The 23,165-nt window shown below is 66.3% G+C and carries 25 protein-coding genes and 2 pseudogenes; 11 read left to right on the top strand and 16 right to left on the bottom strand.

Annotated elements, in window-relative coordinates; all coding sequences use genetic code 11:
- The first annotated feature begins 49 nt into the window (after positions 1 to 49).
- Both QFZ27_RS39450 and QFZ27_RS39445 read left to right on the top strand, forming a co-directional pair.
- On the top strand, positions 50 to 460 hold the full coding sequence (locus tag QFZ27_RS39450; protein WP_429232397.1) for a response regulator transcription factor: 411 nt from the start codon (positions 50 to 52) through the stop codon (positions 458 to 460).
- A 236-nt stretch (positions 461 to 696) separates the two neighbouring features.
- Positions 697 to 999: a hypothetical protein gene (locus QFZ27_RS39445; RefSeq protein WP_429232396.1), complete on the top strand. Its 303-nt coding sequence runs from the start codon at positions 697 to 699 to the stop codon at positions 997 to 999.
- Between the two features lie 236 nt (positions 1,000 to 1,235).
- Here QFZ27_RS39445 and QFZ27_RS39440 read toward each other — a convergent pair whose 3' ends face one another.
- The 3 genes from QFZ27_RS39440 to QFZ27_RS39430 all read right to left on the bottom strand — a co-directional run bounded on the left by QFZ27_RS39440 (position 1,236) and on the right by QFZ27_RS39430 (position 3,674).
- Positions 1,236 to 1,955, bottom strand: a complete 720-nt coding sequence (locus QFZ27_RS39440; RefSeq protein WP_429232395.1) for an SDR family oxidoreductase — start codon at positions 1,953 to 1,955, stop codon at positions 1,236 to 1,238.
- A gap of 286 nt (positions 1,956 to 2,241) precedes the next feature.
- Positions 2,242 to 2,916 (bottom strand): OsmC family protein, encoded by a 675-nt coding sequence (locus QFZ27_RS39435; RefSeq protein WP_429232394.1) that lies wholly within the window; start codon positions 2,914 to 2,916, stop codon positions 2,242 to 2,244.
- A gap of 23 nt (positions 2,917 to 2,939) precedes the next feature.
- On the bottom strand, positions 2,940 to 3,674 hold the full coding sequence (locus QFZ27_RS39430) for an oxidoreductase (protein ID WP_429232538.1): 735 nt from the start codon (positions 3,672 to 3,674) through the stop codon (positions 2,940 to 2,942).
- 417 nt (positions 3,675 to 4,091) lie between these two features.
- On the opposite strand from QFZ27_RS39430, the gene ltrA reads away from it, so the two are divergent.
- On the top strand, positions 4,092 to 5,570 hold the full coding sequence (ltrA, locus tag QFZ27_RS39425) for a group II intron reverse transcriptase/maturase (RefSeq protein ID WP_429225542.1): 1,479 nt from the start codon (positions 4,092 to 4,094) through the stop codon (positions 5,568 to 5,570).
- A gap of 47 nt (positions 5,571 to 5,617) precedes the next feature.
- On the opposite strand, the gene QFZ27_RS39420 is transcribed toward ltrA, so the two are convergent.
- On the bottom strand, positions 5,618 to 6,019 hold the full coding sequence (locus QFZ27_RS39420; protein ID WP_429232393.1) for an oxidoreductase: 402 nt from the start codon (positions 6,017 to 6,019) through the stop codon (positions 5,618 to 5,620).
- A 110-nt stretch (positions 6,020 to 6,129) separates the two neighbouring features.
- Here QFZ27_RS39420 and QFZ27_RS39415 point away from each other — a divergent pair, with 110 nt between their 5' ends.
- Positions 6,130 to 7,041 (top strand): LysR family transcriptional regulator, encoded by a 912-nt coding sequence (locus QFZ27_RS39415; protein WP_429232392.1) that lies wholly within the window; start codon positions 6,130 to 6,132, stop codon positions 7,039 to 7,041.
- Between the two features lie 312 nt (positions 7,042 to 7,353).
- Here QFZ27_RS39415 and QFZ27_RS39410 read toward each other — a convergent pair whose 3' ends face one another.
- Positions 7,354 to 8,322, bottom strand: a complete 969-nt coding sequence (locus QFZ27_RS39410) for an NADP-dependent oxidoreductase (RefSeq protein WP_429232391.1) — start codon at positions 8,320 to 8,322, stop codon at positions 7,354 to 7,356.
- Positions 8,323 to 8,377: 55 nt separating this feature from the next.
- Entirely contained in the window at positions 8,378 to 8,782 is a 405-nt protein-coding gene (locus tag QFZ27_RS39405) for a cupin domain-containing protein (RefSeq protein WP_429232390.1), read from the bottom strand.
- An 89-nt stretch (positions 8,783 to 8,871) separates the two neighbouring features.
- On the opposite strand from QFZ27_RS39405, the gene pdxR reads away from it, so the two are divergent.
- Together pdxR and QFZ27_RS39395 are read left to right on the top strand one after the other, a co-directional pair.
- A complete protein-coding gene (pdxR, locus tag QFZ27_RS39400) occupies positions 8,872 to 10,278 on the top strand; it encodes a MocR-like pyridoxine biosynthesis transcription factor PdxR (protein WP_429232389.1) in 1,407 nt (468 codons plus the stop codon).
- Positions 10,279 to 10,439: 161 nt separating this feature from the next.
- Positions 10,440 to 11,090: an HD domain-containing protein gene (locus tag QFZ27_RS39395; RefSeq protein ID WP_429232388.1), complete on the top strand. Its 651-nt coding sequence runs from the start codon at positions 10,440 to 10,442 to the stop codon at positions 11,088 to 11,090.
- Positions 11,091 to 11,655: 565 nt separating this feature from the next.
- Here QFZ27_RS39395 and QFZ27_RS39390 read toward each other — a convergent pair.
- The 5 genes from QFZ27_RS39390 to QFZ27_RS39370 form a co-directional block, all read right to left on the bottom strand.
- Entirely contained in the window at positions 11,656 to 12,489 is an 834-nt protein-coding gene (locus QFZ27_RS39390) for an IS91 family transposase (RefSeq protein WP_429232387.1), read from the bottom strand.
- 10 nt (positions 12,490 to 12,499) lie between these two features.
- Complete coding sequence (locus tag QFZ27_RS39385; RefSeq protein ID WP_429232386.1) at positions 12,500 to 13,408, bottom strand: tyrosine-type recombinase/integrase; 909 nt, start codon at positions 13,406 to 13,408, stop codon at positions 12,500 to 12,502.
- Between the two features lie 316 nt (positions 13,409 to 13,724).
- Entirely contained in the window at positions 13,725 to 14,966 is a 1,242-nt protein-coding gene (locus tag QFZ27_RS39380) for an extracellular catalytic domain type 1 short-chain-length polyhydroxyalkanoate depolymerase (protein ID WP_429232385.1), read from the bottom strand.
- Positions 14,967 to 15,091: 125 nt separating this feature from the next.
- Entirely contained in the window at positions 15,092 to 15,511 is a 420-nt protein-coding gene (locus QFZ27_RS39375) for a CopG family transcriptional regulator (protein WP_429232384.1), read from the bottom strand.
- Positions 15,512 to 15,637: 126 nt separating this feature from the next.
- A complete protein-coding gene (locus tag QFZ27_RS39370; RefSeq protein WP_429232383.1) occupies positions 15,638 to 16,015 on the bottom strand; it encodes a PRC-barrel domain-containing protein in 378 nt (125 codons plus the stop codon).
- A 298-nt stretch (positions 16,016 to 16,313) separates the two neighbouring features.
- Between QFZ27_RS39370 and QFZ27_RS39365 the strand changes: the two genes are divergently transcribed.
- From QFZ27_RS39365 to QFZ27_RS39350, 4 genes are all read left to right on the top strand, one after another.
- The gene (locus tag QFZ27_RS39365; RefSeq protein ID WP_429232382.1) at positions 16,314 to 16,808 is read left to right on the top strand and encodes a YciE/YciF ferroxidase family protein; all 495 of its coding nucleotides are present in this window, start codon (positions 16,314 to 16,316) and stop codon (positions 16,806 to 16,808) included.
- 453 nt (positions 16,809 to 17,261) lie between these two features.
- Positions 17,262 to 17,807 carry a 2'-5' RNA ligase family protein gene (locus tag QFZ27_RS39360; protein ID WP_429232381.1) on the top strand — a complete coding sequence of 182 codons (546 nt, stop codon included), beginning with the start codon at positions 17,262 to 17,264 and terminating at the stop codon, positions 17,805 to 17,807.
- A 15-nt stretch (positions 17,808 to 17,822) separates the two neighbouring features.
- A complete protein-coding gene (locus tag QFZ27_RS39355) occupies positions 17,823 to 18,410 on the top strand; it encodes a P-loop nucleotide/nucleoside kinase family protein (protein WP_429232380.1) in 588 nt (195 codons plus the stop codon).
- Positions 18,407 to 19,483 carry a tyrosine-type recombinase/integrase gene (locus QFZ27_RS39350; protein ID WP_429232379.1) on the top strand — a complete coding sequence of 359 codons (1,077 nt, stop codon included), beginning with the start codon at positions 18,407 to 18,409 and terminating at the stop codon, positions 19,481 to 19,483. Before QFZ27_RS39355 ends, QFZ27_RS39350 begins: the two co-directional genes overlap by 4 nt.
- A 121-nt stretch (positions 19,484 to 19,604) precedes the next feature.
- Here the strand turns inward: QFZ27_RS39350 and QFZ27_RS39345 are convergent, their stop codons facing one another.
- The 3 genes from QFZ27_RS39345 to QFZ27_RS39335 all read right to left on the bottom strand — a co-directional run bounded on the left by QFZ27_RS39345 (position 19,605) and on the right by QFZ27_RS39335 (position 21,188).
- Positions 19,605 to 19,826 carry a hypothetical protein gene (locus QFZ27_RS39345; RefSeq protein ID WP_429232378.1) on the bottom strand — a complete coding sequence of 74 codons (222 nt, stop codon included), beginning with the start codon at positions 19,824 to 19,826 and terminating at the stop codon, positions 19,605 to 19,607.
- A gap of 277 nt (positions 19,827 to 20,103) precedes the next feature.
- Positions 20,104 to 21,051, bottom strand: a complete 948-nt coding sequence (locus QFZ27_RS39340) for a homocysteine S-methyltransferase family protein (RefSeq protein ID WP_429232377.1) — start codon at positions 21,049 to 21,051, stop codon at positions 20,104 to 20,106.
- A 2-nt stretch (positions 21,052 to 21,053) separates the two neighbouring features.
- A complete protein-coding gene (locus QFZ27_RS39335) occupies positions 21,054 to 21,188 on the bottom strand; it encodes a YjiS-like domain-containing protein (RefSeq protein WP_429232376.1) in 135 nt (44 codons plus the stop codon).
- On the opposite strand from QFZ27_RS39335, the gene QFZ27_RS39330 reads away from it, so the two are divergent.
- Positions 21,126 to 22,466 carry an AraC family transcriptional regulator gene (locus tag QFZ27_RS39330; RefSeq protein ID WP_429232375.1) on the top strand — a complete coding sequence of 447 codons (1,341 nt, stop codon included), beginning with the start codon at positions 21,126 to 21,128 and terminating at the stop codon, positions 22,464 to 22,466. The two genes, QFZ27_RS39335 and QFZ27_RS39330, sit on opposite strands and share 63 nt — an antisense overlap.
- A gap of 174 nt (positions 22,467 to 22,640) precedes the next feature.
- On the opposite strand, the pseudogene QFZ27_RS39325 reads toward QFZ27_RS39330, so the two are convergent.
- Together QFZ27_RS39325 and QFZ27_RS39320 are read right to left on the bottom strand one after the other, a co-directional pair.
- A pseudogene (locus QFZ27_RS39325) lies at positions 22,641 to 22,910 on the bottom strand (ISKra4-like element ISBte1 family transposase); the annotation flags it as partial.
- Positions 22,911 to 22,969: 59 nt separating this feature from the next.
- Positions 22,970 to 23,161 (bottom strand): annotated as a pseudogene (locus QFZ27_RS39320) (Tn3 family transposase); the annotation flags it as partial.
- Between the last annotated feature and the right edge of the window lie 4 nt (positions 23,162 to 23,165).

The raw sequence follows: 23,165 nt of genomic DNA, 5'->3' as shown, positions 1-23,165 counted from the left end.
CCCGATTTACCCGTGGTCGTGCTGGGGTGAAGACGAGGATCCGCGCCTTATGGCCGAGATCCTGGCGCAGGGGGCTCGCGGCTACATCCCCACCAGTGTCGGCCTGAGTGTCGTGATCGGAGCGCTTCACCTCGCCATGGCAGGGGGCACCTTCGTCCCTGCCAGCGCTCTGCAGAATGCTGGTCGAGAGCGGCCGGAGCGCCGGCAATCGGTCCACAGCATGCTTGGTCTATCGGAGCGGCAGACCGCTGTGGCCGAGGCCGTCGCGCTCGGAAAGCCGAACAAGATCATCGCCTATGAGCTGGACCTGTGCGAGAGCACCGTGAAGGTGCACATCCGGACCATCATGAAGAAGCTGCAGGCCCGGAACCGGACTGAGATCGCCTTCAAGCTTCATGCGGCCAAGAGTGGCTCTGATACACCTCGTGGGATGCATTCGGCCAGAAATCACCCTGCTTGAAATAGAAAAGGCCGCCATGATGGGGCGGCCTTTCCAGCTTCAAGCGTTCCTTCCCGATCCGTCATTACGGGCAAGAATATTGTATCCGCGAGACCGTGTGCCGGGTGACGGCCCGAGCACATTCATTTCCTCGGTCGAAGCCACGCCAGAATAGCGTATTATGTGATCCGACCTAGTACTACTTTCGAAGTAGGTGTGCCGCGTCTGAGCTACAAGCGCGGCAGCTGGTTCGACCGATGAACTCGGTGTGGCCGAAGGAACTCCGCGCCTGTGACACCCATTGCAGCGACATGGAGCACTGTAGCGACCGGCGCGACTGGACCGTCCTCCCGACCGGCCACGGCACAGGAACCGTAGGTTGCGGCGATCTCCGCGGCTGGTTCACGCGCAACAGCCATGGCCACATCCAGATCGAGTGGACCAGCGCGCCCGAAGGCGGCCTTCCGCCGGATGTCCTCCGAGCCGCGACCGAAGCGTGCGAGAAGGCCGACGGCGGACAGCGGACGAGCAAAGCCGGCCGCAACGATGCTGGAGGCTGAGCATGGCGAAGGGTCACGACGCTTCCGATTGGACCGTCGAGCACGACGGAGACGAAGGCGCGGTCCGCTGCCCGGAGTACCGCGGGCGGTACCGGGTCCGCAGCACCGGCGTCGGCCCAGCCGCTTGCCGGCAGCGCCAATTCCTGGGAGGCACACCCTCGGCGCCTATCTAGGTGGGCACCCCCGACGGCCGAAACGAACTATGGCGACTCGGCCGTCGGAATACAGCGTAAAGTCTAGAGGGGGGCCTTTCCGATCGAACCGCCGCCGTCCACGAACAGCGTCTGCCCGGTGATGAAGCTGGCATCCTCGGATAGCAGGAAGGCGATGGCTGCGGCGATCTCCTCAGGCTTGCCGAGGCGGCGCATCGGGATCATGGACAGGAATCGGGCCTCCCCTTCGCTTCCAGCAGGGGTGTTGCGGCGGAACATCTCTGTTTCCACAGGACCAGGTGCGACCGCGTTTGCGGTGATGCCCGTCTCGGCCAGCTCCATCGCCCACGTCCGGGTCAGGCTGTTCAGCGCGGCTTTGGCGGCGGCATAGGCGCTACGCAGTGGCGTGCCCGTGACGACAACGCTGGTCACGTTGACGATCCGCCCCCAGTCCTTCTCTCGTAGCGTGGGCAGGATGGCTTGCGTCGTCAGGATGGCCGAATGCACGTTCATTCTGAAGAGGTCGTCGGCGTCGGCCAGAGTGATCTGCCCGAGCGGCGCCAGCCGGGCTAGTCCGACGTTGTTGACCACGCCGTCGAACGAGTAGCGGCGGGCGAGGTCAGTGAACGCTTCCTGCGCGCGGCTTGTGTCATCGAGGTCGATCGGGACCAGTGTACCGGGGAAGTCCGGGGCCTGCCCGCGAGCGATGCCGACGACGTCATGGCCGGCGTCCGCGAGCCGGTCTGAAAGGGCGCGGCCGATTCCTTTGCTGGCGCCCGTCACCAGAAAAGTCCGTTTGGTCATTGCCATTCCTTGGAGTTGGATGGGAAAGGCCGCTGCGCTACGACTTGCCGGCGTGAGGATTTCGCTGTCTTGGAGGCCGTCGTAGGGGCGGCAGACCGAGAGCGCGAGCGCAGGCCTTACCGCTCCGGTGAGAAGTGTCCTGTCCGCGGGGACGCGCGCCAGAACACGAATTCCCATGAACATCGCCAGCAATTGTCGCGCGGCATCGTCCGCGAATGCGCGAACGAAATTTCCCCGCACGCCTGGCCATGGCCGAGATTACGTCTGGGGTTGCGCCATTGTGCCATCACTCGACGATCAAGGCAGGTTTGAGAGCAACAGCTTGAGATAAATTGTAAAAGTTCGGCGAGGTGGCCATCACGGCGTTGTGGATCTCGGTGAACTGCTCATTTGTGCCGCTGCCTTTGATACGGACCCTGTAGCTGAGCTTTTCATAACCTGGCGGCACGGCGGAATCGATTCCGAGGAAGCCGCGAAGATCGATGTCGCCATCGGTCTCAATCGACAGACTTTCGAGGGTGATTCCACGCACTGCGCACTGCGCTACATATCCGACAGTCATACAGGCGTTGAGAGCCGCGATAAGATACTCCTGCGGATTGGCGAACTTGTTCGATCCGCCGAGTTCGCGAGGCTCGTCGATATCGATCGAAAACCATCGTGGTATCTTTTCTCCGCCGAACTCATAACCCTCGACTTCTGCGCGGCTCCGCATCTGGCCCTGCCAGGTGGTAATGACGTGCCAGTTCGTCTTGCCTTTTTCAGGTTCCCGCTTGATATCGTCGATCAGCGCAAACAAGTCGTCGACATTGATGCCGTTGACTACGGTGGATTCTGTAGCCTTCATTGACGCACCCATGATGGTGTTGATGTTTAGGGTTGTGTCGATTGCAGCGTCGCGAGCGCCTGCTGAATTTGGCATGGTCGACCAGCGGGGGCGGCAGAACCGCCCGGCACCCAACGCCCGCTCGACCCACGCGGCGGTCAGGCTGCGCCGCGTGCAGCACTCCCGATTGTATATGCTGGGAAGTCCGTGTACCCCAGCTCGCCGTTGCGAGTGTAATAGGCCGACCGGTCCGCTACCGCCAACGGCCAGCCGTGCTTGAGACGCTCGGCAAGGTCTGGGTTTGCGATATGGGGTCTGCCGAAGGCGATCAGGTCGACCAATCCGGTGTCGAGCGAAGCCTGGGCGCGCTCGCGGTCATTGAAGCCGCCACACCATATGAAGGCGCCAGGAAAAACGGCCCGGGCCTTGGCAAGGAGAGCGTGGTCGAGGTACCGAGGCTTGAACACCCCCGTCTCCATGTTTCCTTCGGGCAACAGTTCGTAGAGCAAATGGATATATGCCACGCCGCGGCGCCCCAGTTGCTCGACGACATAGAGGAAGGTTTCCTCTGTAAGAGGGTCGGTCGGCATGGAGCCGTACTTGCCGAACGGAGACAGGCGAACACCCACACGGCCTTGGCCGAATTCGGCCACGACCGCATCGACGACTTCCATCAGGAAGCGCGTCCGATCTTCCATGCTGGCGCCGCCGTAGCGGTCGGTGCGTGTATTGAGCACCGAGTTCATGAACTGTTCGATCAGATAGCCGTTGGCCGCATGGAGCTCGACACCATCGAAGCCGACATCCCGTGCACGGACGGCGGCTTTGGCGAAAGTGCCCACCATGGCCGACACCTCATCGGTGCTGAGGGGCCTCGGCGTGTCCGCTGGCATGAAACGCAACCGGCCGTCCGGGCCGTGGGCAAACACCTCTGAGCCCTCAGCTCGTTGCTCCGTCAGAGCGCCGGGAGACCGGCAAGGAGTAGGTGGTGGAAGTCCACTGCGATGAAGGAGTAGCGATCCACATCGGCCCCGAGCCGTGCGTTGTTGTCCGTGAGGGCAGGAGCGAAGCGTCGGCAGGGGAGAGCATAGGCCAGCCATCGAGCCGCGAAAGGCACAAATCCGGGCGCCGACGCCGTTGACAGGGTGGAAGGCAACATGGACGGGCGCGTCATGCGAGCACCCGTCCGGCCCGGCGTGGTCGCAGACCCTGGCATGTGCAGACGCTCCTTGTTCGGGAACCGGGAGGTCCCGCGTCCGACCGCCGTGTGGTGCGGCGGCCCGCATCGGGAAGGTGAGGAGCCGTAGCCGATGATGCACGGGCGCGGGACGTCAGACGCCGCCATAGTAGCTGTGAAGCCGACGAACAAGGCGGAGCGATCCGCTGCGGAGCCGGTGGAGCCAAGGGCGGCGACCGAGGGGAATGCGGGCCGGAACCGCACGCGCCGGGCGCAGAACCGGGCAAGCGTGTCCCAGGCGCTGGACCGCATACGGCAAGCCGCAAGGCAAAGGAAGAAGGAGAGGTTCAACGCGCTGTTCCACCATCTCAGCCTGGCCCTGCTCGAGGAGGCGTTCTTCGATCTGAAGAAGAATGCCGCTCCCGGCGTCGACGGGCTGACATGGCAGGACTATGAGGCAGATCTGGAGCGCAAGCTCGCAGACCTGCACGCCCGGGTCCAGCGGGGCGCGTATCGGGCGCTGCCGAGCCGGCGGGTCTTCATTCCCAAGCCGGACGGCCGGCAGCGGCCGCTGGCGGTTGCCGCCCTGGAGGACAAGATCGTCCAACGGGCGACGGCCGCGGTGCTGAATGCGATCTATGAGGAAGACTTCCTCGGGTTCTCGTATGGGTTCCGACCCGGGCGCGGGGCGCATGATGCGCTGGATGCGCTCGTGGTCGGGATCACCAGCACCAAGGTGAACTTCATCCTGGACGCCGATATCCGCAGCTTCTTCGACACGGTGAGCCAGCCCTGGCTTGTCCGCTTCCTGGAGCACCGGATCGGCGACCCGCGCGTCCTCCGCCTGATCCGCAAATGGCTCAGGGCGGGCATTCTTGAAGACGGGGTCGTGACAGCCAGTGACCAGGGGACGGGACAAGGGTCGGTGATCTCACCGCTCCTGGCCAACGTCTACCTGCACTATGTCTTCGACTTGTGGGCCCATCGCTGGCGACGGCGAGAGGCCACGGGCAACGTCATCATCGTGCGCTACGCCGACGACATCGTCGTCGGCTTCGAGCACGAGGCGGACGCCCGGCGCTTCCTGGAGGCGATGCGCGAGCGGTTCGAGGCGTTTGCGTTGTCGGTGCATCCGGACAAGACCCGCCTGATCGAGTTCGGCCGCCATGCGGCGGCCGACCGCGAGCGGCGCGGGCTCGGCAAACCGGAAACCTTCGACTTCCTGGGCTTCACCTTCATCTGCGGGCGATCGCGGGCGGGCAAGTTCCTGGTCAAGCGCAAGACCCGGCGCGATCGCATGCGGGCGAAGCTGCAAGCCATCAAACAGGAACTGCGGCAACGCATGCACCAGCCCATCCCCGATCAGGGCAGATGGCTGGGGCAGGTCGTCAAAGGCTACTTCAACTATCACGCCGTGCCGACCAACAGTCAGGCGCTGGTCACGTTCCGCTTCTTCGTCACCGAACTCTGGCGGCGAACGCTTCGGCGGCGCAGCCAGAAGGACAGCATGACCTGGACGCGGATGACGCGGCTGGCCAATGACTGGCTCCCCAAACCGCGAGTCCTACATCCCTGGCCACAACTGCGCTTCGCCGTCAAACACCCAAGGTAGGAGCCGTATGCCTTAATCGGGCACGTACGGATCTGTGCGGGGGGCGCTCAGCAATGGGCGTCCCTACCGCGATCGCCCATCGGGGCCTGGCGGTTCGGCAGAAGCGACGAATGGGCCAACCTGCCGACGTGCCACAACTGCGTGAAGGCGGTGCCGCCATGACGGTGAACCTCCGCGGTCACCAGACGCCAGCCCCGCATTTGGGCTTCCGAGTGGATTCCCGGTGTTCTCGCATAGCCGTGGCCGGACGGATCGACGTCGGTGGCCTCGGTAATGATCAGGCCGGCACCGGCCCGCTGGCCGTAATAGGTGGCCATCAGCTCGTTCGGGACGTCACCATCGGTCGGGAGATCGCCCTCGGACGTTCGCGTGCGAGTCATAGGCGGCAAGACGATGCGGTTCTTGAGGTGGACAGGGCCCAAAACGTAGGAGTCGAATAGAGACGGCATGAGCAAGCTCCGTTGGAGAATTGGTGCTCCATCGTACCTAATGTCATAATGGATGGTTATTAGGTGGCCTGGGATCGACTCACTGGTGCGTCTGGAGCTACAAAGCGCAGATGGAAAATCGTTTCGATGGCATTGCGGAATTCGTCGCTGTGACGCGATTGGGCAGTTTCACCGCCGTGGCTGCGGAGCTTGGCATGACCAAGTCCGCTGTCGGACGGGCGGTGTCGCGACTAGAGGCCCGATTGGGCTCCAAGTTGCTGCATCGAACGACACGTCGTTTGGTGTTGACGCCGGCTGGCGAGGCTTGGCTCGAACATTGTGTCGCAGCACTCGCTGAACTCGATCGGGGCGAGAGCGAACTCATGCTCGCTCGGGATACACCAAGTGGCGAAGTGCGGATCGATCTGCCGACAGCGTTCGGCCGGCTGTACATCATGCCTGTGCTGCTCGAGGTGGCTGAACGCTATCCGGCACTGCATTTCAACGTGAGTTTCACAGACCGGCGGGTCGACCTTATCGGCGAGAACATCGACCTCGCGGTGCGTATCGGCAATCTTGACGACTCGGCTGACTTGCTCGTTCACCAGATCGGGGTCCAGCACATGGCGATCGTTGGATCACCTGGTTATCTCGCGAAGAAAGGCGTTCCCCGGTCCTTGGACGATCTTGGACATCAGGACTGCATTGTCGGCCGACGTCGAGATAATCGAATTGCCTGGTTACTCAAACAACCGGACGGCTCTATTGCGCGGCATATTGTTTCCGTTAAACATGAATTTCAAGACTTCGAAGCCGTGCATATGGCAGTGAGCGAAGGACACGGCTTGGCGCAGCTTCCATTCTGGTTGGTTCGAGACGACATTCGTGATGGAAAGCTGCTGACCGTCCTGGATGGGATGTCAGGCGGTGAGGTGCCGATCAACATCCTTTGGCCGCGTACAAAGGCTTTGCCGGCTAAGCTAAGAGTTCTCATAGACGGTTTGGTCCGCGGGGTGCGCGAACTATCAAGTGCTATCGCTTGAACGAGATAGTATTTCGCAGTCTATTGTTGCCCATCGCGGAGCCAACGGGATCAGCGATCGTCCGCAACGAGCCGGCAGACCAGACAAAAAGCATGAGCTCGCTGCGTCCCATGACCGCCAAGGGGTCGTGTCCGGTCATGACCGGTTCGGGACCCGCCCGCGATGACTGGTCTCGGGCGCCCTGTTTCAGTTCGATCGGCGGAAAGCGGTGGGACCCCGCGGGTTTGGCTGATGTCCGCAATCAGGGCGCCGCGCCAATGACCGCAGATGGCGCGTCCCGTCCGCGCTGGTCACAGCCCTGCCCCCTGCTGCTTATGAGCCGATGCGCAGCACGATCTTGCCAGAGGGATGCGGCCGGGCGCCGTCAAGCATCTCGTGCGCGGTCCGCGCTTCGGCCAGTGGCAGGACCGTACCGATCCGGGTGACCAGTTCCCCGGCCTCGACCATGGCGGCGATCCGTTCCAGGTCCGCGGTGTTCACCTGGACCAGGAAGAAGCCCGCCTTCACGCCGCGGCCCGCCGCTTCCGCCTGATCCGGCTCCGACACCGCCGAGACCAGGACGCCGCCGCGCTTGAGCACCGCGAAGGAGGCGGCCTGCGCTTCGCCGCCGACGAGGTCGACCACGGCGTCGACTGGCCCGACCTGGACCTCGAGGCGCTCCTTACGGTCCACCACCTCGTCGGCGCCCAGGCTGCGGACATAAGCGAGGTCGCCGGTGCTGGCGGTGGCGATCACCCGGGGCCCGGCGCGGTGGGCGATCTGCACCGCACAAGCGCCGACGCTGCCGGCACCGCCGAGGATGAGCACGGTTTGGCCCCGGCCGACCTGTGCCTGCCCGAACAACGCCTGCCAGGCGGTGACCGCCACCACCGGCAGGGAGGCGGCGTCGACATGGCCGATCCGGGCAGGCTTGCGGGCGATCATGCCGGCGGCGGCGATGGCGTATTCGGCATAGGCGTCCGTGAACCGGGTGTTGGTCACGCCGAACACGTCGTCGCCTGGGGCAAAGCCGGTGATGCCAGGGCCGACCGCCGCGACCGTGCCGGAAAGATCGGAGCCGAGGGTCAGCGGCAAGGGCTGCGGCAAGACACTTTTGCCGGCCCGAATCCAGGCGTCCCAAGGGCCAACGCCGGCCGCGGCGATGCGGACCAGCACTTCGCCTTCGCCCGGCTCGGGCCGCTCGATGTCCTCGAGCACGATCGCCTCGGGCGGGCCGAAGCGGTGGACCCGCGCGGCCTTGATGGTGCGGGGCAGCGATGCGGGGGATGCGGTGGAGATCATAGGGAGTTTCCTTGGCGGTGCGCGGCGATGCTCGGGAGATCGCATCGGGAGATGGTCAATGGACCGGTGTGGTCAGGGCGTCGTGGTCGGAATCGACGACGAACACCGCCAGCAGCCGCGCGGGCTCGGTCGCGCTCGCATTCCGGCTGACGATATGGCGGGATCCGGGTGCCTCGTAGAAGCTCTCGCCCGCACGGTAGACCCGCTTGGGTCCGTCGTTCACCTGCGATTCAATGGCACCCGAGACGATGTAGGCGTAGATGAACGCCGATTTCGCATGGCTGTGCGAGGGTGAAGCCGCGCCCGGCGGATAGTCGACAACGACGGCGATCAGCGACTTGCCCGGAATGTTTGGGATCGCATGCTCGAAATTCGGCGTGACGGTCTCGCCCGGAACATGGGCTGCAGCCGGCGTTGCGATGGCGATGAAAGCTGCGGCGATAACGGATTTCATGGTCATGGCGATCGTTCTCCTTCGACCGTCTAATTGACCGTTCGATGGTTCAAAGATTAGCACCAGGAACCGACAAAAGTCGTGTACCACGGGGCATGACCAAGCTCCTCCCGCTGGACCTCGACCGCTCCGCCAAGACGCCGCTGGCCGAGCAGATCCGCAAGGGCATCAGCGCCGCGATCGAGAACGGCGCGCTGACGCCCGGGGCGCGCCTGCCCTCCTGGATCGACCTCGCGGCGCAACTCGGCGTGGCGCGGGGCACGGTGCGATCGGCCTATGAGAAGCTGTCCGCCGCCCAGTTGATCGTCGCTTCCCGCGCCGCCGGAACCCATGTGGCGGACCGGCCGCCCCTTGCCGTCCGCCAGGACGCGCCGCCCGACCCCGGATCGTTCATGGAGATGTACCGGGAGCTCACCGCCGGACCGGCGGTCTTCCAGATGGGCGTGCCAGCCCAGTCGACCTTTCCCGCCAAGCTCTTCGCCCGGATCCGCGCACATGCCGTCCGCGCGGAGTCGGGCGCGCCGGCCATGTATCCCGATCCGCGGGGAGAGCTGGAGCTGCGGCGGGAAATCGCCGCCTATCTCGCCATCGCCCGCGGGATCGAGTGCTCGCCCTCCCAGATCATCATCACCGGTGGCTTCAGCGGCGGCCTCGGCCTGGCGCTCCGCGTGCTTGGCGTCGAGGGACGGAAGGCTTGGATGGAGGATCCCGGCTTCTTCTTCACCCGGCGGGGCCTGGAGCTCGCGCGGCTGTCGCTCGTGCCGGTCCCGGTCGATGATGACGGCATCGATGTCGACCACGGCCTGCAGCATGCCTCGGACGCGGTAGTGGCGGTCGTAACCCCGGGCCAGCAGGCGCCGCTCGGGTCGACGCTGTCGCTGGCCAGGCGCCTGCGTCTCCTCGACTGGGCCGCCCAGGCGGGTGCCTGGGTGATCGAGGACGACTATCTGAGCGAGCTGCAGCTGAAGGGGCGGGCCACGCCGGCGCTCGCCTCGCTCGACCGCGCCGGGCGGGTCATCCACATCGGCTCCTTCAGCAAGACCCTCAGCCCGACGCTGCGCCTGGGCTTTCTCGTCGCCCCGCCGGCGCTGGCGTTCCGGTTTGCCGAGGCCGCCGCCAGCCTCGCCCCGGCGCCGGGGCCGTCGCTGCAGCTCGCGACCGCGGCGTTCATGCGGGAAGGGCACTATATGCGGCATCTCCGCCGCACCAAGCGCGTCTACTCCGCCCAGCGGGACGCGTTGCTGAAATGCCTGCAGCCGCGCGCCGATGGCGTCACCATCGCCGGGCTGGCCGCGCTGCTGTGGCTTCCGGACGGCGCGCCGGACCTGGCCATCGCCAAGGCAGCGCGGGTTTTCGGTTTGGCGCCCGTCCCGTTGTCGCTCTGGTATGCCTCGCCGGCCTCCGCACGATCGGGACTTGCGCTGGGCATCGCGACGGCGCCGCAGCGGCAGCTCGATAGGGCATGCGACCGGCTCCGTGAGGTCATCGACCGCTTCACCTGACAAGCCGGCCTCGCCCGCGGGGGCGGGCAGGGCCGTCGCCCCATGGTGCAGTCGGAAACGCCGGTCTTGGTCCTGTTTCGGCAGGGGGGCGCTGCGCATCTTTCCGCCACGATCACCAGCGGAAGCAACCGCCGCGCGATCGCGCATCGGCAGCCCCGCCAATGGAGGACGAAGTGGCGATACCGAACCCGATTGCCGGCGTCGGGATTCCCGCCAGCAGAATGGCGCGCGAGGCGACACAGCTGGTTCGCGACACCGAGAGCGACCTGCTGTTCCACCATTCCACCCGGGTCTATTTCTGGGGTGCCCTGGCCGGGAAGCGGAAGGGCCTGGCGTTCGACCCGGAGCTGCTCTACGTCGCAGCCATGTTTCACGATATCGGCCTGACCGCGCGGTATCGGGACAGTCAGCTTCGATTCGAAGTCGACGGTGCGAACGCTGCCCGCGAGTTCCTGCGGGGCCACGGCATCCGCGAAGCCGAAGTCGAAAGGGTCTGGGCCGCCGTTGCCCTTCACACCACTCCGGGCATCCCTGAGCACATGCATCCAGAGATTGCCCTGGTGCAGGCGGGCGCGGCGATGGATGTCCTCGGCCGCGGATATCACGACCTGACGGCAGAGCAGCGCGAGGCGGTGATCGCGGCCTACCCCCGCGGCAGCGATTTCAAGCACGAGATGATCGAGGCGTTCTATCAGGGCATGAAGCATCGGCCCGACAGCACGTTCGGCACCTTCAACGACGACATCCTCGCGTTCAAGGACCCGAGCTTCCGGCGCGGAGATCTGTGCAGCATTATCCTGGGCTCGCACTGACGCCATTGACCGGTTGTTCCATCCCCCCCCGCCCGACAGCGCACGCGGTGGATTTGGCGGCCGACGAGCCACATGCGACCATGTCCGCTCTGTCGAGCCGGTTGCCTTGGCGGCTTTCAGGAGCGCTCTGAGGCCGGGGCTGACTGGGAGAGAGCGGGGTGCTGCGGGTTCGTACGAATGTCTGGTGTCGGGGCGCCGACGCGATGACCGCATAGGTGAAGGGTTAGGTGAAGGGTTTCGGATGCCGGCCCGTCGAGACCTATCCGCCGGCGCTGAGGGCCGGCGTCCGAAACCCTCCCAGGAAGGACCCCGCGGCGGCCGGGTGGGGATCAGCGGTCTATGGGGATTTGATGGCGGCGGCGGGGTGCGTGAGGAATGCGCTGGCGGGTATCGATGGCGGCACGACGATAGCGGTCGGGAGTTTGTCGTCGCGACGGCCGTCGGCGGGGTTGTCCTGGCATGATCGACGGCGTCGCCCGCGCCTTCGGAGGCGCCGGGGCGACAGCGATGCGACGGCGGAAGCAAGGTCCCCCGGCAGGCGGCTGGTGCGATGAGGCAGTGGGCGTCATGGCATCGCGGCCCTGCCCCCGGCTCGGGGCGATGGTGGGCCGCGGGGTGCGTTGCCGCGCCTGAAGCTCTCGACGATGATCATGCGGCCGCCGCAACAGGGGCATGGCGGGCGATGGTCGGCCGCGACGCCGGCGGCCATGTCCGCGTCGTCATGCTGGGTTGCCGGATCGATCGAGATCGGGGGCGCGGCGATCAGTTCTTTGGCCCGCGCGATGTTGGCCTTGCAGGTGGCGCTGGCGAGCAATCCGTAGTGACGGATGCGGTGGAACCCCTTGGGCAGAACATGGAGCAGGAAGCGCCTGATGAACTCGTCGGGCGCCAGCGTCATCGTGCGAAGCCGCTCCCGGCCGTTGCGGCGGTAATCCTTGTCGCGGAAGGTGACGCCGCGCTCGTCGAGGCCGACCAGGCGGCTGTTGGAGATGGCGACGCGGTGGGTGTAGCGGGCGAGATAGGCGAGCACCGCCTCGGGCCCGGCGAAGGGCGGCTTGGCGTAGACGAACCAGTTCTTCCTGCCGAGCGGCGCGAGGTGCGCGGCGAAGGCCTGCCGGTCACGCAAGCCATCGAGTTCGCCGAAGAACGCCAGCCGGCCGGTTGCATGGGCGCCCTGGCACTTGGGACAATGGCGGTTGCGGCACGAGTTGTCGGCGATCCGGCTGTGGCCGCAATCCTCGCAGTGCTCGACATGACCGCCGAGGGCGGCCGAGCGGCAGCATTCGATGGCCGACATCACCTTGAGCTGGCCGAGGCTCACATGCCCGGCATTGGCTCGGCGCCAGGCGGCCGCATGGTGATGGAAGATGTCTGCGACCTCCAGCTTCGGGCGGCGCACCGCCGCCGGGCTAGGCTCCGGGTCTCGGCCTCCCTGCGGGCAGCGGCGCAAGCCGGTCGAGCGGGCTGGTCACGCTGCGGATCGTGATGTTGGCGACGCGGGTGTCGAGGGCCGTGGTGTCGAGCTTGGCGTGGCCGAGCAGCACTTGGATGACGCGGATGTCGGTGTCCTGTTCCAGCAGGTGGGTGGCGAAGCTGTGCCGCAGCGTGTGCGGCGACACCCGCTTCTTGATCCCGGCGACCTCGGCGGCGGCATGGACGGCACGGTTGAGCTGACGGGTCGACAGCGGCTCGACCGGGTTGCGGCCCGGAAACAGCCAGCCCCGCGGCAGCAGAACGCCCAAGCGCCGCCCCTCCCGCCACCAGGCGCGCAGCAGCTCGAGCCGCTGCGGCGACAGCATGGCGTGGCGGTCCTTGCGGCCCTTGCCCTGCTCGACCCGCAGCAGCATGCGCTCGGAATCGATGTCGCCGACCTTGAGCGCGACCACCTCGGAGACGCGCAGCCCGGCGCCGTAGGCGGTGGCGAGCGCCGCCTTGTACTTCGGCCCCGGCGACGCCTGGAGCAGCAGCGTGACCTCCTCGACGCTCAGCACGGCCGGCAGCCGGCGCGGCTCGCGCACCACGGTGAGCCGCCGGGCCAAGTCCGGCCGATCCAGCGTCACGGTGAAAAAGAAGCGCAGGGCCGAGACCGCGCTGTTGACGCTCGGCGGCTGCACGCCGGTCTGCGTCTGGTGCAACTGGAAACGGCGCAGGTCCTCCGCCGTCGCCGTGTCCGGCGACCGGCCGATGAAGGCCGCGAACGAACGGACGTGCCGAACATAGTCGCTGCGGGTCTTCTCGGTGAAGCCGCGCACCCTCATGTCCTCGATCATGCGCTCGCGGAGCGCGCTGACGGGACGATGTGACGGATGGATGGTCATCGGGGTGCTCCTCTCTCGAGCCGAAGGTTGCTGGACCTTCGATGCTCGGGATCGGATGCCCTGGTCGTCACGCCTTACCGCTCACCCACCCACTACCATCGCCAATAATGGTCCGGCTGCGACGCTCGTCCTCCCGCGAAAGCGGGTTCGTTCAAGGGTGATTACCGGACTCGGGGCAGCTCTCCAGATGCATCCGGTTCGCGTCACAAGCGGCCGCTGCGCCTGCGCCCCCAATACCGGACATCCATTGACGATCACGGCGACAAGCGGTTCATCCCCGACCGCCAGGATCTCTCACCCAGGCAGTGCTCTCCGCTCATTGGTATCGGCTCCCGCTCTTATGGGGCTTCGGCGATGGCTGCTGCCGGAAGAAGCGCATCATCTCGCGGCTGGCATCCGGCCCGCGCGGCTCGGTATAGGACCCGGCCGGGCTGCCGCCCGACCAGGCATGGCCGGCGCCGTGAAGCAGCCAGTGCTCCGACATCGGGCGGCCGTCGTCGTCCGTCCGAACCGTGCAGGTATAGCCGATACCACCCGGGGCGCTCCCACGGCTGACCGTGGTGCGGAGCAGCTTGGACCCGGCTGCGGCCTGGGCCAGAACCTGGTCGCCATTGACCGGGTTGACGGTCGTGTCGCGATCGCCATGGAACACGATGGTCGGAACGATGCCGGACCGCCGTGGCCCTGCCGACGCCGATGGCATGCCCTGCCGCATCGCCGTGAAGGCCGACACCATGTCGCTGGCGGCCCCGCAGGCCAATCCCGAATGCACGCCGACGGCGGCATAGAGATCGGGGTAGGCAGCCCCCATGATCGCCGCGGCGGCGCCGCCGGCCGACAGGCCGGCGACATACACCTGTCCCGGATCGACCGGGTGATCGCGCATGATCTGGCGGGTGATGCCGGCGATCAGCGCCGGTTCGCCGCCGTCGCGCCGCTGATCGCCCGGGTTGAACCAGTTCCAGCAGCGGGAAGCATTGGCCGAACGAGTCTGCTCGGGATAGGCGACGAGGAAGCCCTGTTCCTCGGCCAGCTCATTCATCCGCGTGCCGGCGGCGAAGTCGTCCGGCGACTGGGTGCACCCATGCAGCATCACCACCAGCGGCAGCGCCTGCCCGGCACGGCCACCGGGGATGTACAGCTTATATGTCCGCCGGCCCGCTTGTTCGGTGTAGGCGCATTCGTCGAACCGTGCGCCGCCAGGCACCGGAGCCGGCCCAGCGTCATCGGGACGGCCGGGGATGACGGTGTCACCGGCAGGGGCGTGGGGCCGCCGAAGGCGATCGAGGAACCCGTGGAACGCCTCGCGGGCCTGCGACCGGCCGGCCGGCACGGCGTCGGGACCGCCGGGGCCGGGCGATGTCCAGGTCTCGCCGGTTCCCGGGGATGGCGGCACCATGTCGACAAAGGCGCCCCTGTCGGGTCCGGGTTTCTCGGCGGGGCTGGCCTCTGGCGTTGCTGGTCGCGAAGGCGACGGCCCTGAGGCGAGAGCCCCGCGCAAAAGCGCCATGGCCTCGCCGAGCCGTCCGGCGCGGGTGAGGCGGGTCGCCTCCTGCATGTCGATCTTCGGGCGTGCGATCATGACACCTGTCCTGTGTGCCGGAAATCCGCCAGGCCGGGAGCATGGCCCGCCCAGATCGGCCGAGATTGGGAATAGTCTGTTCGAGGCCTGCCGCCGCTTCGTCAGCGGATGCGGTCGCTGAGGGCGGCCTTGACCGCGGCGCTGGCCTGCAGCGCGCCCAGCACGTGAAGCGAGGCGATGGTTTCGCGGGCCAGCTCGGGCGTGACGTCGTCGGCGATGACGGCCAGCCCCAGGACCTGGATGTGCAGGGTCTTGCCGGCGAGCCGGACGGCTTCCAGCTCTCGCCGGTCGAAGTGGCGAAGGCCGAGGTCGAGGCGATGATGGGCAACGGATTGCTGGATGGCGTCGCCATGCCGTTCCAGCTGGTTGCGGATGGCCGTGCGGATCAGGTCAGTCCGGTTGGAATAGAAGCCCTCCCGCACCAGCAGGTCGATATGGCCGAGATCGACATAACCGAGATTGATCGTGATCTTCTCGCTGTCGGTCGCTTTTGGCCGAAGGTCCCGCACTGAGTCAGCCATGATAACCATCCATACACCATCCAGATGGATGGTATATGGCGTGTGCGCCGATGAACGCAATCGGCCGGACGTAAAAAAACCCCGGCCGAAGCCGGGGTCCTTTTGAATGGCCGTTCTGCAGGCCGATCAGCGCGGCGGCATGCCGTCCCAATACGGCTTGACGCCATAATGGTCATGGATGCCCTGCTCGTATTCCCGCGTCCATTGCGGCTCGGAATCGTCGGCGAAGACCGGCGCGCCTTCGAGCTGTTCGCGGGACAGGTTCACGACATACCCGGCCTGGTCGGTGTCGTAGGTCAGCGAGGACCAGGGCAGCGGATGATACTTCTGGCCGATGCCGAGAAAGCCGCCGAACGACATCACGGCATAGGTGACGCGGCCCGAGGCCTTGTCGATCATGACGTCGTGCACCTCACCCAGGCTGTCGCCGGCAGTGTTGTAGACGTCCGTACCGGACACCTTGTCGCCCGAGATCAGGGTCGTCGTCTCTTCGCGATGTTCCATGGCCTTGCTCCTTGCTGGGTGTCGGCATGATAACGGCGCAATCGAGCACGGGTTCCGTCTCGGCAAAAAGAATCCAAGAATCATCTGAATTATAAAAACGACTCTTGGTCATATTGAAAATAAAATCCTACTCAAAATAACAAATGATAAAATATTTAAAACGCGAATCGACACTTATTATTTCGATCTATCGGAACCATCTCGGGCAGATCGTGTTTCTACTGTGGCCGGACCGATCCACCAACCCGTTCAACCCGTTTCGATCACGCAATCAGACCTTCAAACACGAGGTATCCCCATGGCGACGAATGAAAAAACCCTCAACGACCTGTTCCACGACACCCTCAAGGACATCTACTACGCCGAGAAGCAGATCCTGAAAGCCTTGCCCAAGATGGCGAAGGCCGCCCAGGCACCGGAGCTGACCGCGGCCTTCCAAAAGCATCTCACCGAGACCGAAGGCCAGATCGAGCGCCTGGAGAAGGTGTTCGAGCTGATCGGCAAGCGGCCGCAGGGCAAGCCCTGCGAGGCGATCCTCGGCATCCTCGACGAGGGCAAGGAGATCATGGAAGAGTTCAAGGGGGCCGTGGCGCTCGATGCCGGTCTCGTGGCCGGCGCACAGGCCGTTGAGCATTATGAGATGGCGCGCTACGGCACGCTGAAGACCTGGGCGACGACGCTGGGCCTGCCGGAGGCGGCGAAGCTGCTGGACCAGACGCTGCAGGAAGAGACCAGGACCGATCAGCTTCTCACCCAGCTGGGCGATCGCGGCCTCAACAAGAAAGCCGCCTGAACCGACGATCCGCGGCACTGAACGCCGCAATGAAGGGAGCCCGCCTTCCAGAACGGAGGGCGGGTTCAGCATTCTCGAGACAGTCGCGGCCGGGGCCGGCGCGATCGTCCCGCTGCGGCGAGTGGCCGTAATCGGCAATCACCCGCCGTGCCGCCGCGGCATTGCCGCTCTTACCTCTGGCCTCGAGCAATCGGCTCTGCAGTGGCGGCCCAGAAAGGTCCACTTGCGGGAGCCAGAAGGTCGAACGAAGGTCCGCAAAGGTGAAGGGTTTCGGATGCCGGCCCGTCGAGACCTATCCGCCGGCGCTGAGGGCCGGCGTCCGAAACCCTTCACCGCTGCGCACGTCCCAACTGCTTGAAAACGTTGGGCGATAAGGGGGCTTATCGGGCATTGGGGCTTCCGCCGGGTCCCCGAGGCGGGTAGACTCGTCCGGTCGCCCGCCCCGGAGGCTTCGTGCCGTTCGCCGTCACCCTCGATCTCGATCCGCATGGCGCCGGCGCCCTGGCGCCGCTGATCGACGCCGTCGAGCGGGCCGATCCCGAGGCAATGACACCGCGACGGGCCGGGATCGCGCCGCATCTCACGCTCGCCGTCTATGACCGCCTGGTCCCGGCAGCCATCACCGTGCCGCTGCAGCGCTTCGCCGAGGCGCAGCCGGCGATCGCCGTCCAGCTGGCGAGCCTGGGCCTGTTCCCGGGGCCGCCCTCCGTCCTGTTTGCGGCGCCCGTGGTCTCGGCCGAGCTGCTGGCCCTGCACCGTGCCTACCACCAGGCGACCTGGGCGTCCGGCCCGCGCTGCTGGGCGCATTACCTGTCGGAGAACTGGGTGCCCCATGTCACGCTCGGTGAAGGCCTGGGCCTGGCCGCCGTGCCCACGGCGGTCGGCAACGCGATCGCGGCCTGGCGGCCGCGGCCGGCGGTGCTGCACAAGATCTCCCTCATCCGGTTCCGCCCTGTCGAGGTGTTGTGGTCGACGGCGCTCGCGCCGGCGGTCCCATGAGCGGGGGAGGGGAGGGTGATCGTGCACCTCAACGGCTGGCCCGGGGTCGGAAAGCTCACCGTCGCGCGCCTGCTGGCGCCGCGGCTGCAGGCCCGCCTGATCGACAACCACCTGCTGCACGACGTCGCCATCCGCTGCACCGGCATCGATGACCCGGCGCGCTGGCCGCTCTACGAGGCGGTGCGCGCCGCCGCCTACCAGGTGCTGGCTGGCCGGCCGCGATCGGAGACCTTTGTCATGACCAACGCCCTGTGCCTCGGCGCTGCGCGCGAGCGCGAGGCCTGGCGCCATGTCGTCGCCCTGGCGGAGACGCGGGGCGTGCCGCTGATCCCGGTGGTGCTCGAGGCCGACGACGTCGTGCTGTGCTCCCGGGTCCAGAGGCTCGAGCGCCAGGGACGCAAGTTGACGGACCCGAACGTGCTGGCAGCGATGATCCGATCCGACCGGCTGCTGAAGCCCGACGTGCCCGAGCGGCTTGACCTCGACACCACCCATCTCGCCGCCGCCGACGCGGCCGCGGCGATCGAGGCGCATCTGCTGGCCGTTCGCGGCCGCCTGGCGACGGCGGATGCCAGGCACCTGGCATTGGTGGACGCGCCATGAACGACGAGACGATCGGTGGAGGAGGGGAGGCCGCACTGGCGGCCGACGCGCCGCGCCCGACGGCGATGCTGCCGGACGCGGATGGGGCGCGCCTGACCGACCTCCAGCGCGCCGAAATCCGCCGGCTCGCGCAGCGGGCGGACGAGCTGGTCGAGGCCTCACTCTCGGCCAACACCCGACGCGCCTACGCCACCGCCTGGCAGCAATGGACCAGCTGGTGCCTCGGCTTCGACCTCGACCCGGCCATCGCGGACGCCTCCTGGCTGGCGATGCACCTCACCGCCCTGTCCGAGACCCGGTCGCTGTCGACGATCGAGCTGCGCCGGGCCGCCGTCCTGGCGATTCGCCGCCGGCTCGGCCGACCGATCCATCTCGACGACGGGTATTTCCCGGAGTTCCTGGCCGGCCTGCGCCGGACCAAGGGCGCCCGGCCGGCGAAGAAGGCGGCGCTGCTCGAGGAGAATCTGCGCGCGGTCCTGCTGCTGCTCGATCCGGAGACAGCACCCGACCCGAAGCGGCGCCTGCGCGACCGGGCGCTGCTGCTGACCGGCTTCGCCGGCGGCTTCCGCCGCTCCGAGCTGGCCGGCTTCGACCTGCGGGACATCAGCTTCACGTCCGACGGTCTGGTGCTGTTCGTCGCCGGCTCCAAGACCGACCAGGAGCGGCGAGGGGAGGAGGTCGGTGTCCAGGCGGTGCCGGCATCGCCGCTCTGCGCCGTAACCGCGGTCTCGGCCTGGCTCGCGGCGCGGGGCGACACGCCCGGGCCGCTGTTCTGCCGGATCGACCGCGGTGGCCATCTGACCTATGGCGTCGACGGCCGGCTGCAGCCGATCGACACCAAGACCGTCGCCCGCCTGGTCAAGCGGGTGATCGCCGGCACCGGGCTCGGATCCGCGGAGTTCTCCGCCCACAGCCTGCGCGCCGGGATGATGACCGCCGCCGACCGCAAGGGCGTGCCGCTCGAGGCGGCAATGCAGCACGGCCGCTGGAAGGACGCGCGCACGGCCCGCGGCTACCGCCGACACTCCAGCCTGTGGCAGGGGAACTTCACCGGCAAGCTGCTGGCCGATTAGAGCTGGAAGCGCACCGGGTAGGAAGGGCCGAATCGGGTCAGGTCCGCTTTCCGGAGCTAAGGTCGATGGCCGCTATCGGGTAGCCTCCCGTCGGCCCGGCTGACCGCGGAAAGCGGCCCATCTAACCGCGGCCGCTTTTCTTTCGAATCCGGATTGCGATAGCTGCGGCAATGCCCACCACCCAGCCGATCGGCCCGAAATCAAATGCCATCGGATACTGCTTCTCCAGCATCGATCCGGCAAAACCAGCTGAAAAACCGATTACCGCCACGAGACGAAGCGGATCCTGCCAAAACAGCTTTCTCGGCATCTGGAATACCTTAGATGTGTTAAGATTTTCCATAATGAATTCTCACGATTTATGCGCCCCATCAGGAAGTCAGTAATTCCTCATCGGCCGGCGCGTACATACAATCCATTGGTCAGCCGAACCGTGAGGTCCGCTCCGGGTCGCGTCCGGTCATGTCCGCTTCGTAGAGCCGCCTAGGACGGCTGCTTTCGGGCGCGCTCCGGGGTTCGGGCTGAACGAGAAGGGCCAAATTCAGGGATTGAGCGATGTCCGGTATCGATGCGCCGCAGCTATGGCCGGATACGGCGCCTCAACGACCTTTACCGCAGACTCAAGCGACAAGTTTGCATGCCATGCCGATCTGCTCGACATGGCGATGGTCGGTGCCGCAGCAGCCGCCGAGGACGTTGATCTGTGGATGACGCTTCAGCAGGTCGCCGTATTGGCGGCCGAGTTCCACCGGATCCCCATCGTCGAGATCGGGCGCTCCATCGAGCTCCTGATGGCTGCGCCGGGACGCGTTCGCGCGAACGCCCCGCACGCGTTCGACCCAGGCGTCGAGGACGATGAGCACTGCTGCGAAATGGGTCGGATGGGCGCAGTTGATCATGTAGTAGATCGGCCCGCCGGAGGTCGCTTCGTCCACCTCCTCGATCGCCTCCTTCAGGTCCTGGCCCGTCGGCAGTCTGCCGTCGGTCTCGAGGGTGAAGGAGACGGCCACGGGCACGCCCGCCTCTCGCGCGGCGCGGGTCACACCGATGGCCTCGTTCGCATTGGTCATGGTGATGGCCGTGACCATGTCGACCCCGGCCTCGCCGAACGTGCGGATCTGGCTCCCGTGATAGGCCGCCGCCTCCTCCGGCCGCATCACCTGGCCCGGATCGTAGCCGTCGCCGCGCGGGCCGACGCAGCCGCTGATGACGATCGGCGTCAGCCCGGTCTCGAACTCATCGCGCAGCTCCCGCATCAGCGCGATCGAGTCGCGGTTGGCCCTGGCCAGTTCCTCCTCGGAGTAGCCGAGTTTGCGGCCCCAGTCCGAGCTCGCACGCCAGGTTGGGCTTTCCAGGATGAAGCCGGCATCTTCCCTCCGTGCGATCTCGATGTACCGCGCATAGTACCTGCGCAGCGCCGCCCGGCCGCTATCGTCCCTTAGGATGTGGAAGGCGGCGAAATAGGGCAGATCGAGTCCTTCGTGAAAGATCAGCGTGGTCTCTATGCCGCCATCGGTGAGGAACAGGCCGCCCTGCAGCTGGGGCGGGTCGGATCTGTACTTGGTCATGATTACCATTCCTTGATTGCTTCGGAAGGTCGGAGGCGGAGCGCGTCGGCGGCTCCGCGCCCGAGGAGAGCAGCGTGGGCGATCTCGGCTCGGGTGAGGCCAATGTCCCGCAGGATGTGATCGTCGAGCCGCGCCAAGGCCTCGGAGCGCTGGATCCGCGTCTCCCGGGTCATCACAATGGCGATCTTGCCTGCAATCGCGGTGATCCAGCCGGCGCCACGGTGTACACTGCTGTCGTCGACGGGCGCAGCCAAGCGCCCTGCCAGGGTGGAGGCATTCATGATCTTCCCCTGCGCGTGTTCGGAAGGCGGGACCGCCGCTCGGCTTCGCCGCAGGCGGTGCGGTGCCCCAACAGCAGCGACGCCAAGATGAAGCACGGGTCGCCCAGAGTGAATGACCAACCCGCCGGATCAGTTGGCCGTCTGACCGGCGCCGGCCGACAGGAAGGTGCCACGGACCCGCTGTCAGAGGTGCTGCGGGCGGTGCGGCTGACTGGGGGCATGTTTCTCGAAGCCAGCTTCACCGCACCGTGGTGCGTGATGTCCAAGATTGATCCCGAGGACTGCCAGCCGTTCCTCGCCGAACCGCTCCAGGTGATCGCCTATCACTATGTCGTGGAAGGCCGGATGCTCGTGAGCGTCGACGGACAGGATCCGGTGGAAGTCTGCGCCGGCGATACGGTGCTGCTACCCCGCAACGATCCGCATCTGCTCTGCAGTTGCATCGGCCTGAGGCCGGTCTACGCCCATGAGCTCATCCAGCCCGGGGACTCGGGAGGGCTGCTGCGGATCGCCCATGGCGGCGGGGGCGATACCACTCGCATCATCTGCGGATTCCTGGGCAGCGACCAGGACAGGAACCCGCTGATCGCGACGCTTCCCCGCATCCTGAAAGTGGATATGGGCCTGGCGAGATCGAGCGAGTGGATCGAATCCTCGCTGCGATTTGCCATTCAAGGCCTGCAGCAGGGAGAGCTCGGCTCGTCGATGGTCGTGTCGAGGCTTTCGGAGTTGATGTTCGTGGAGGCGGTGCGCAGCTATGCGGCGACGCTTCCGGCCGAGCAGAGAGGCTGGCTCGCCGGCATTCGCGATCCGATCGTCGGGCGGGCACTGGCCTTGGTGCACAGCAACCTCGACCGCCCATGCACGGCGGAAAGCCTGGCCAGGGACGTCGCGCTCTCCCGCTCGGCCTTCACCGATCGCTTCACGGCACTCGTGGGAATGCCGCCAAAACGCTATCTCACCTTCTGGCGCATGCAGGTCGCCAAGGACAAGCTGCGCGGCGGACGCCAGCCGATCGCGCAGATCGCCTACGAGGTCGGCTACGAGGCGGAGGCGGCGTTCATCCGCGCCTTCAAGCGGGAATTCGGGGTTCCGCCTGGCACCTGGCGCAGACAGGCGCAATCGCCGAGCTAGATTGCTCGCCAGAGCCTAGCCTGACGATGGGTTCGAGCAGCGCTATAGATGACGATCCGACGGCCATCGACAGCCAGGTCGACGAATGTCCGCTTCGCGGCACCCTTCGATATGTTCGGAATCGACGCGCTCCCGCCCGGGCGGCCGGCGGCGGAGACCGTGCCAAACCGGGTGCTAGGCTGCCCTGCTGTGCGTGGCAACATCGGCGGCCATAGACGGGTACCATTGTTCGAAGTGGTGTCGCAGGTCGCCGTTGAGGACGGCGGGGCGGATCTGAAGGAGGCCGTGGGCGGCAGCGTCCGACCAGACCATCTGCTGCTTCTTGACGAAGCGCTTGGCGACGACCTAGTTGGCGCCGGATTCGACGAAGCTACTGGCGATGGGCTCGCCATACGGGTGGCGATCACAATAGTCGACGATGGATCCCCGATTGTTTTCGACGTAGGGGGCACCTCAAGGTTTTACCGCCAATGCACCTTTCGCCGGACAAAGCGAGAACATGATCAGCCGACGGCGGCGAGGATGTCGTCCTGGAGCCGGAGCGGCCAGTAGTCGAGCGGGGTCTGGGCGGCCTGCTCCCAGAGGTAGTCGCCGGTCAGGCTGATGTGCTCCCAGCCCAGCGGTGCGACGTGGGTCAGCAACTGATCGGGCGCTGGGATCCCCGTCGAGCGGAGGTGCCGGACGGTCCGCTCCTTGTAG

Origin of the sequence: Inquilinus ginsengisoli, assembly GCF_050434925.1 — a bacterium.
In the GTDB taxonomy this organism is placed as follows: Bacteria; Pseudomonadota; Alphaproteobacteria; order DSM-16000; family Inquilinaceae; genus Inquilinus; species Inquilinus ginsengisoli_B.
This window is presented reverse-complemented; position numbering and strand designations above follow the sequence as displayed.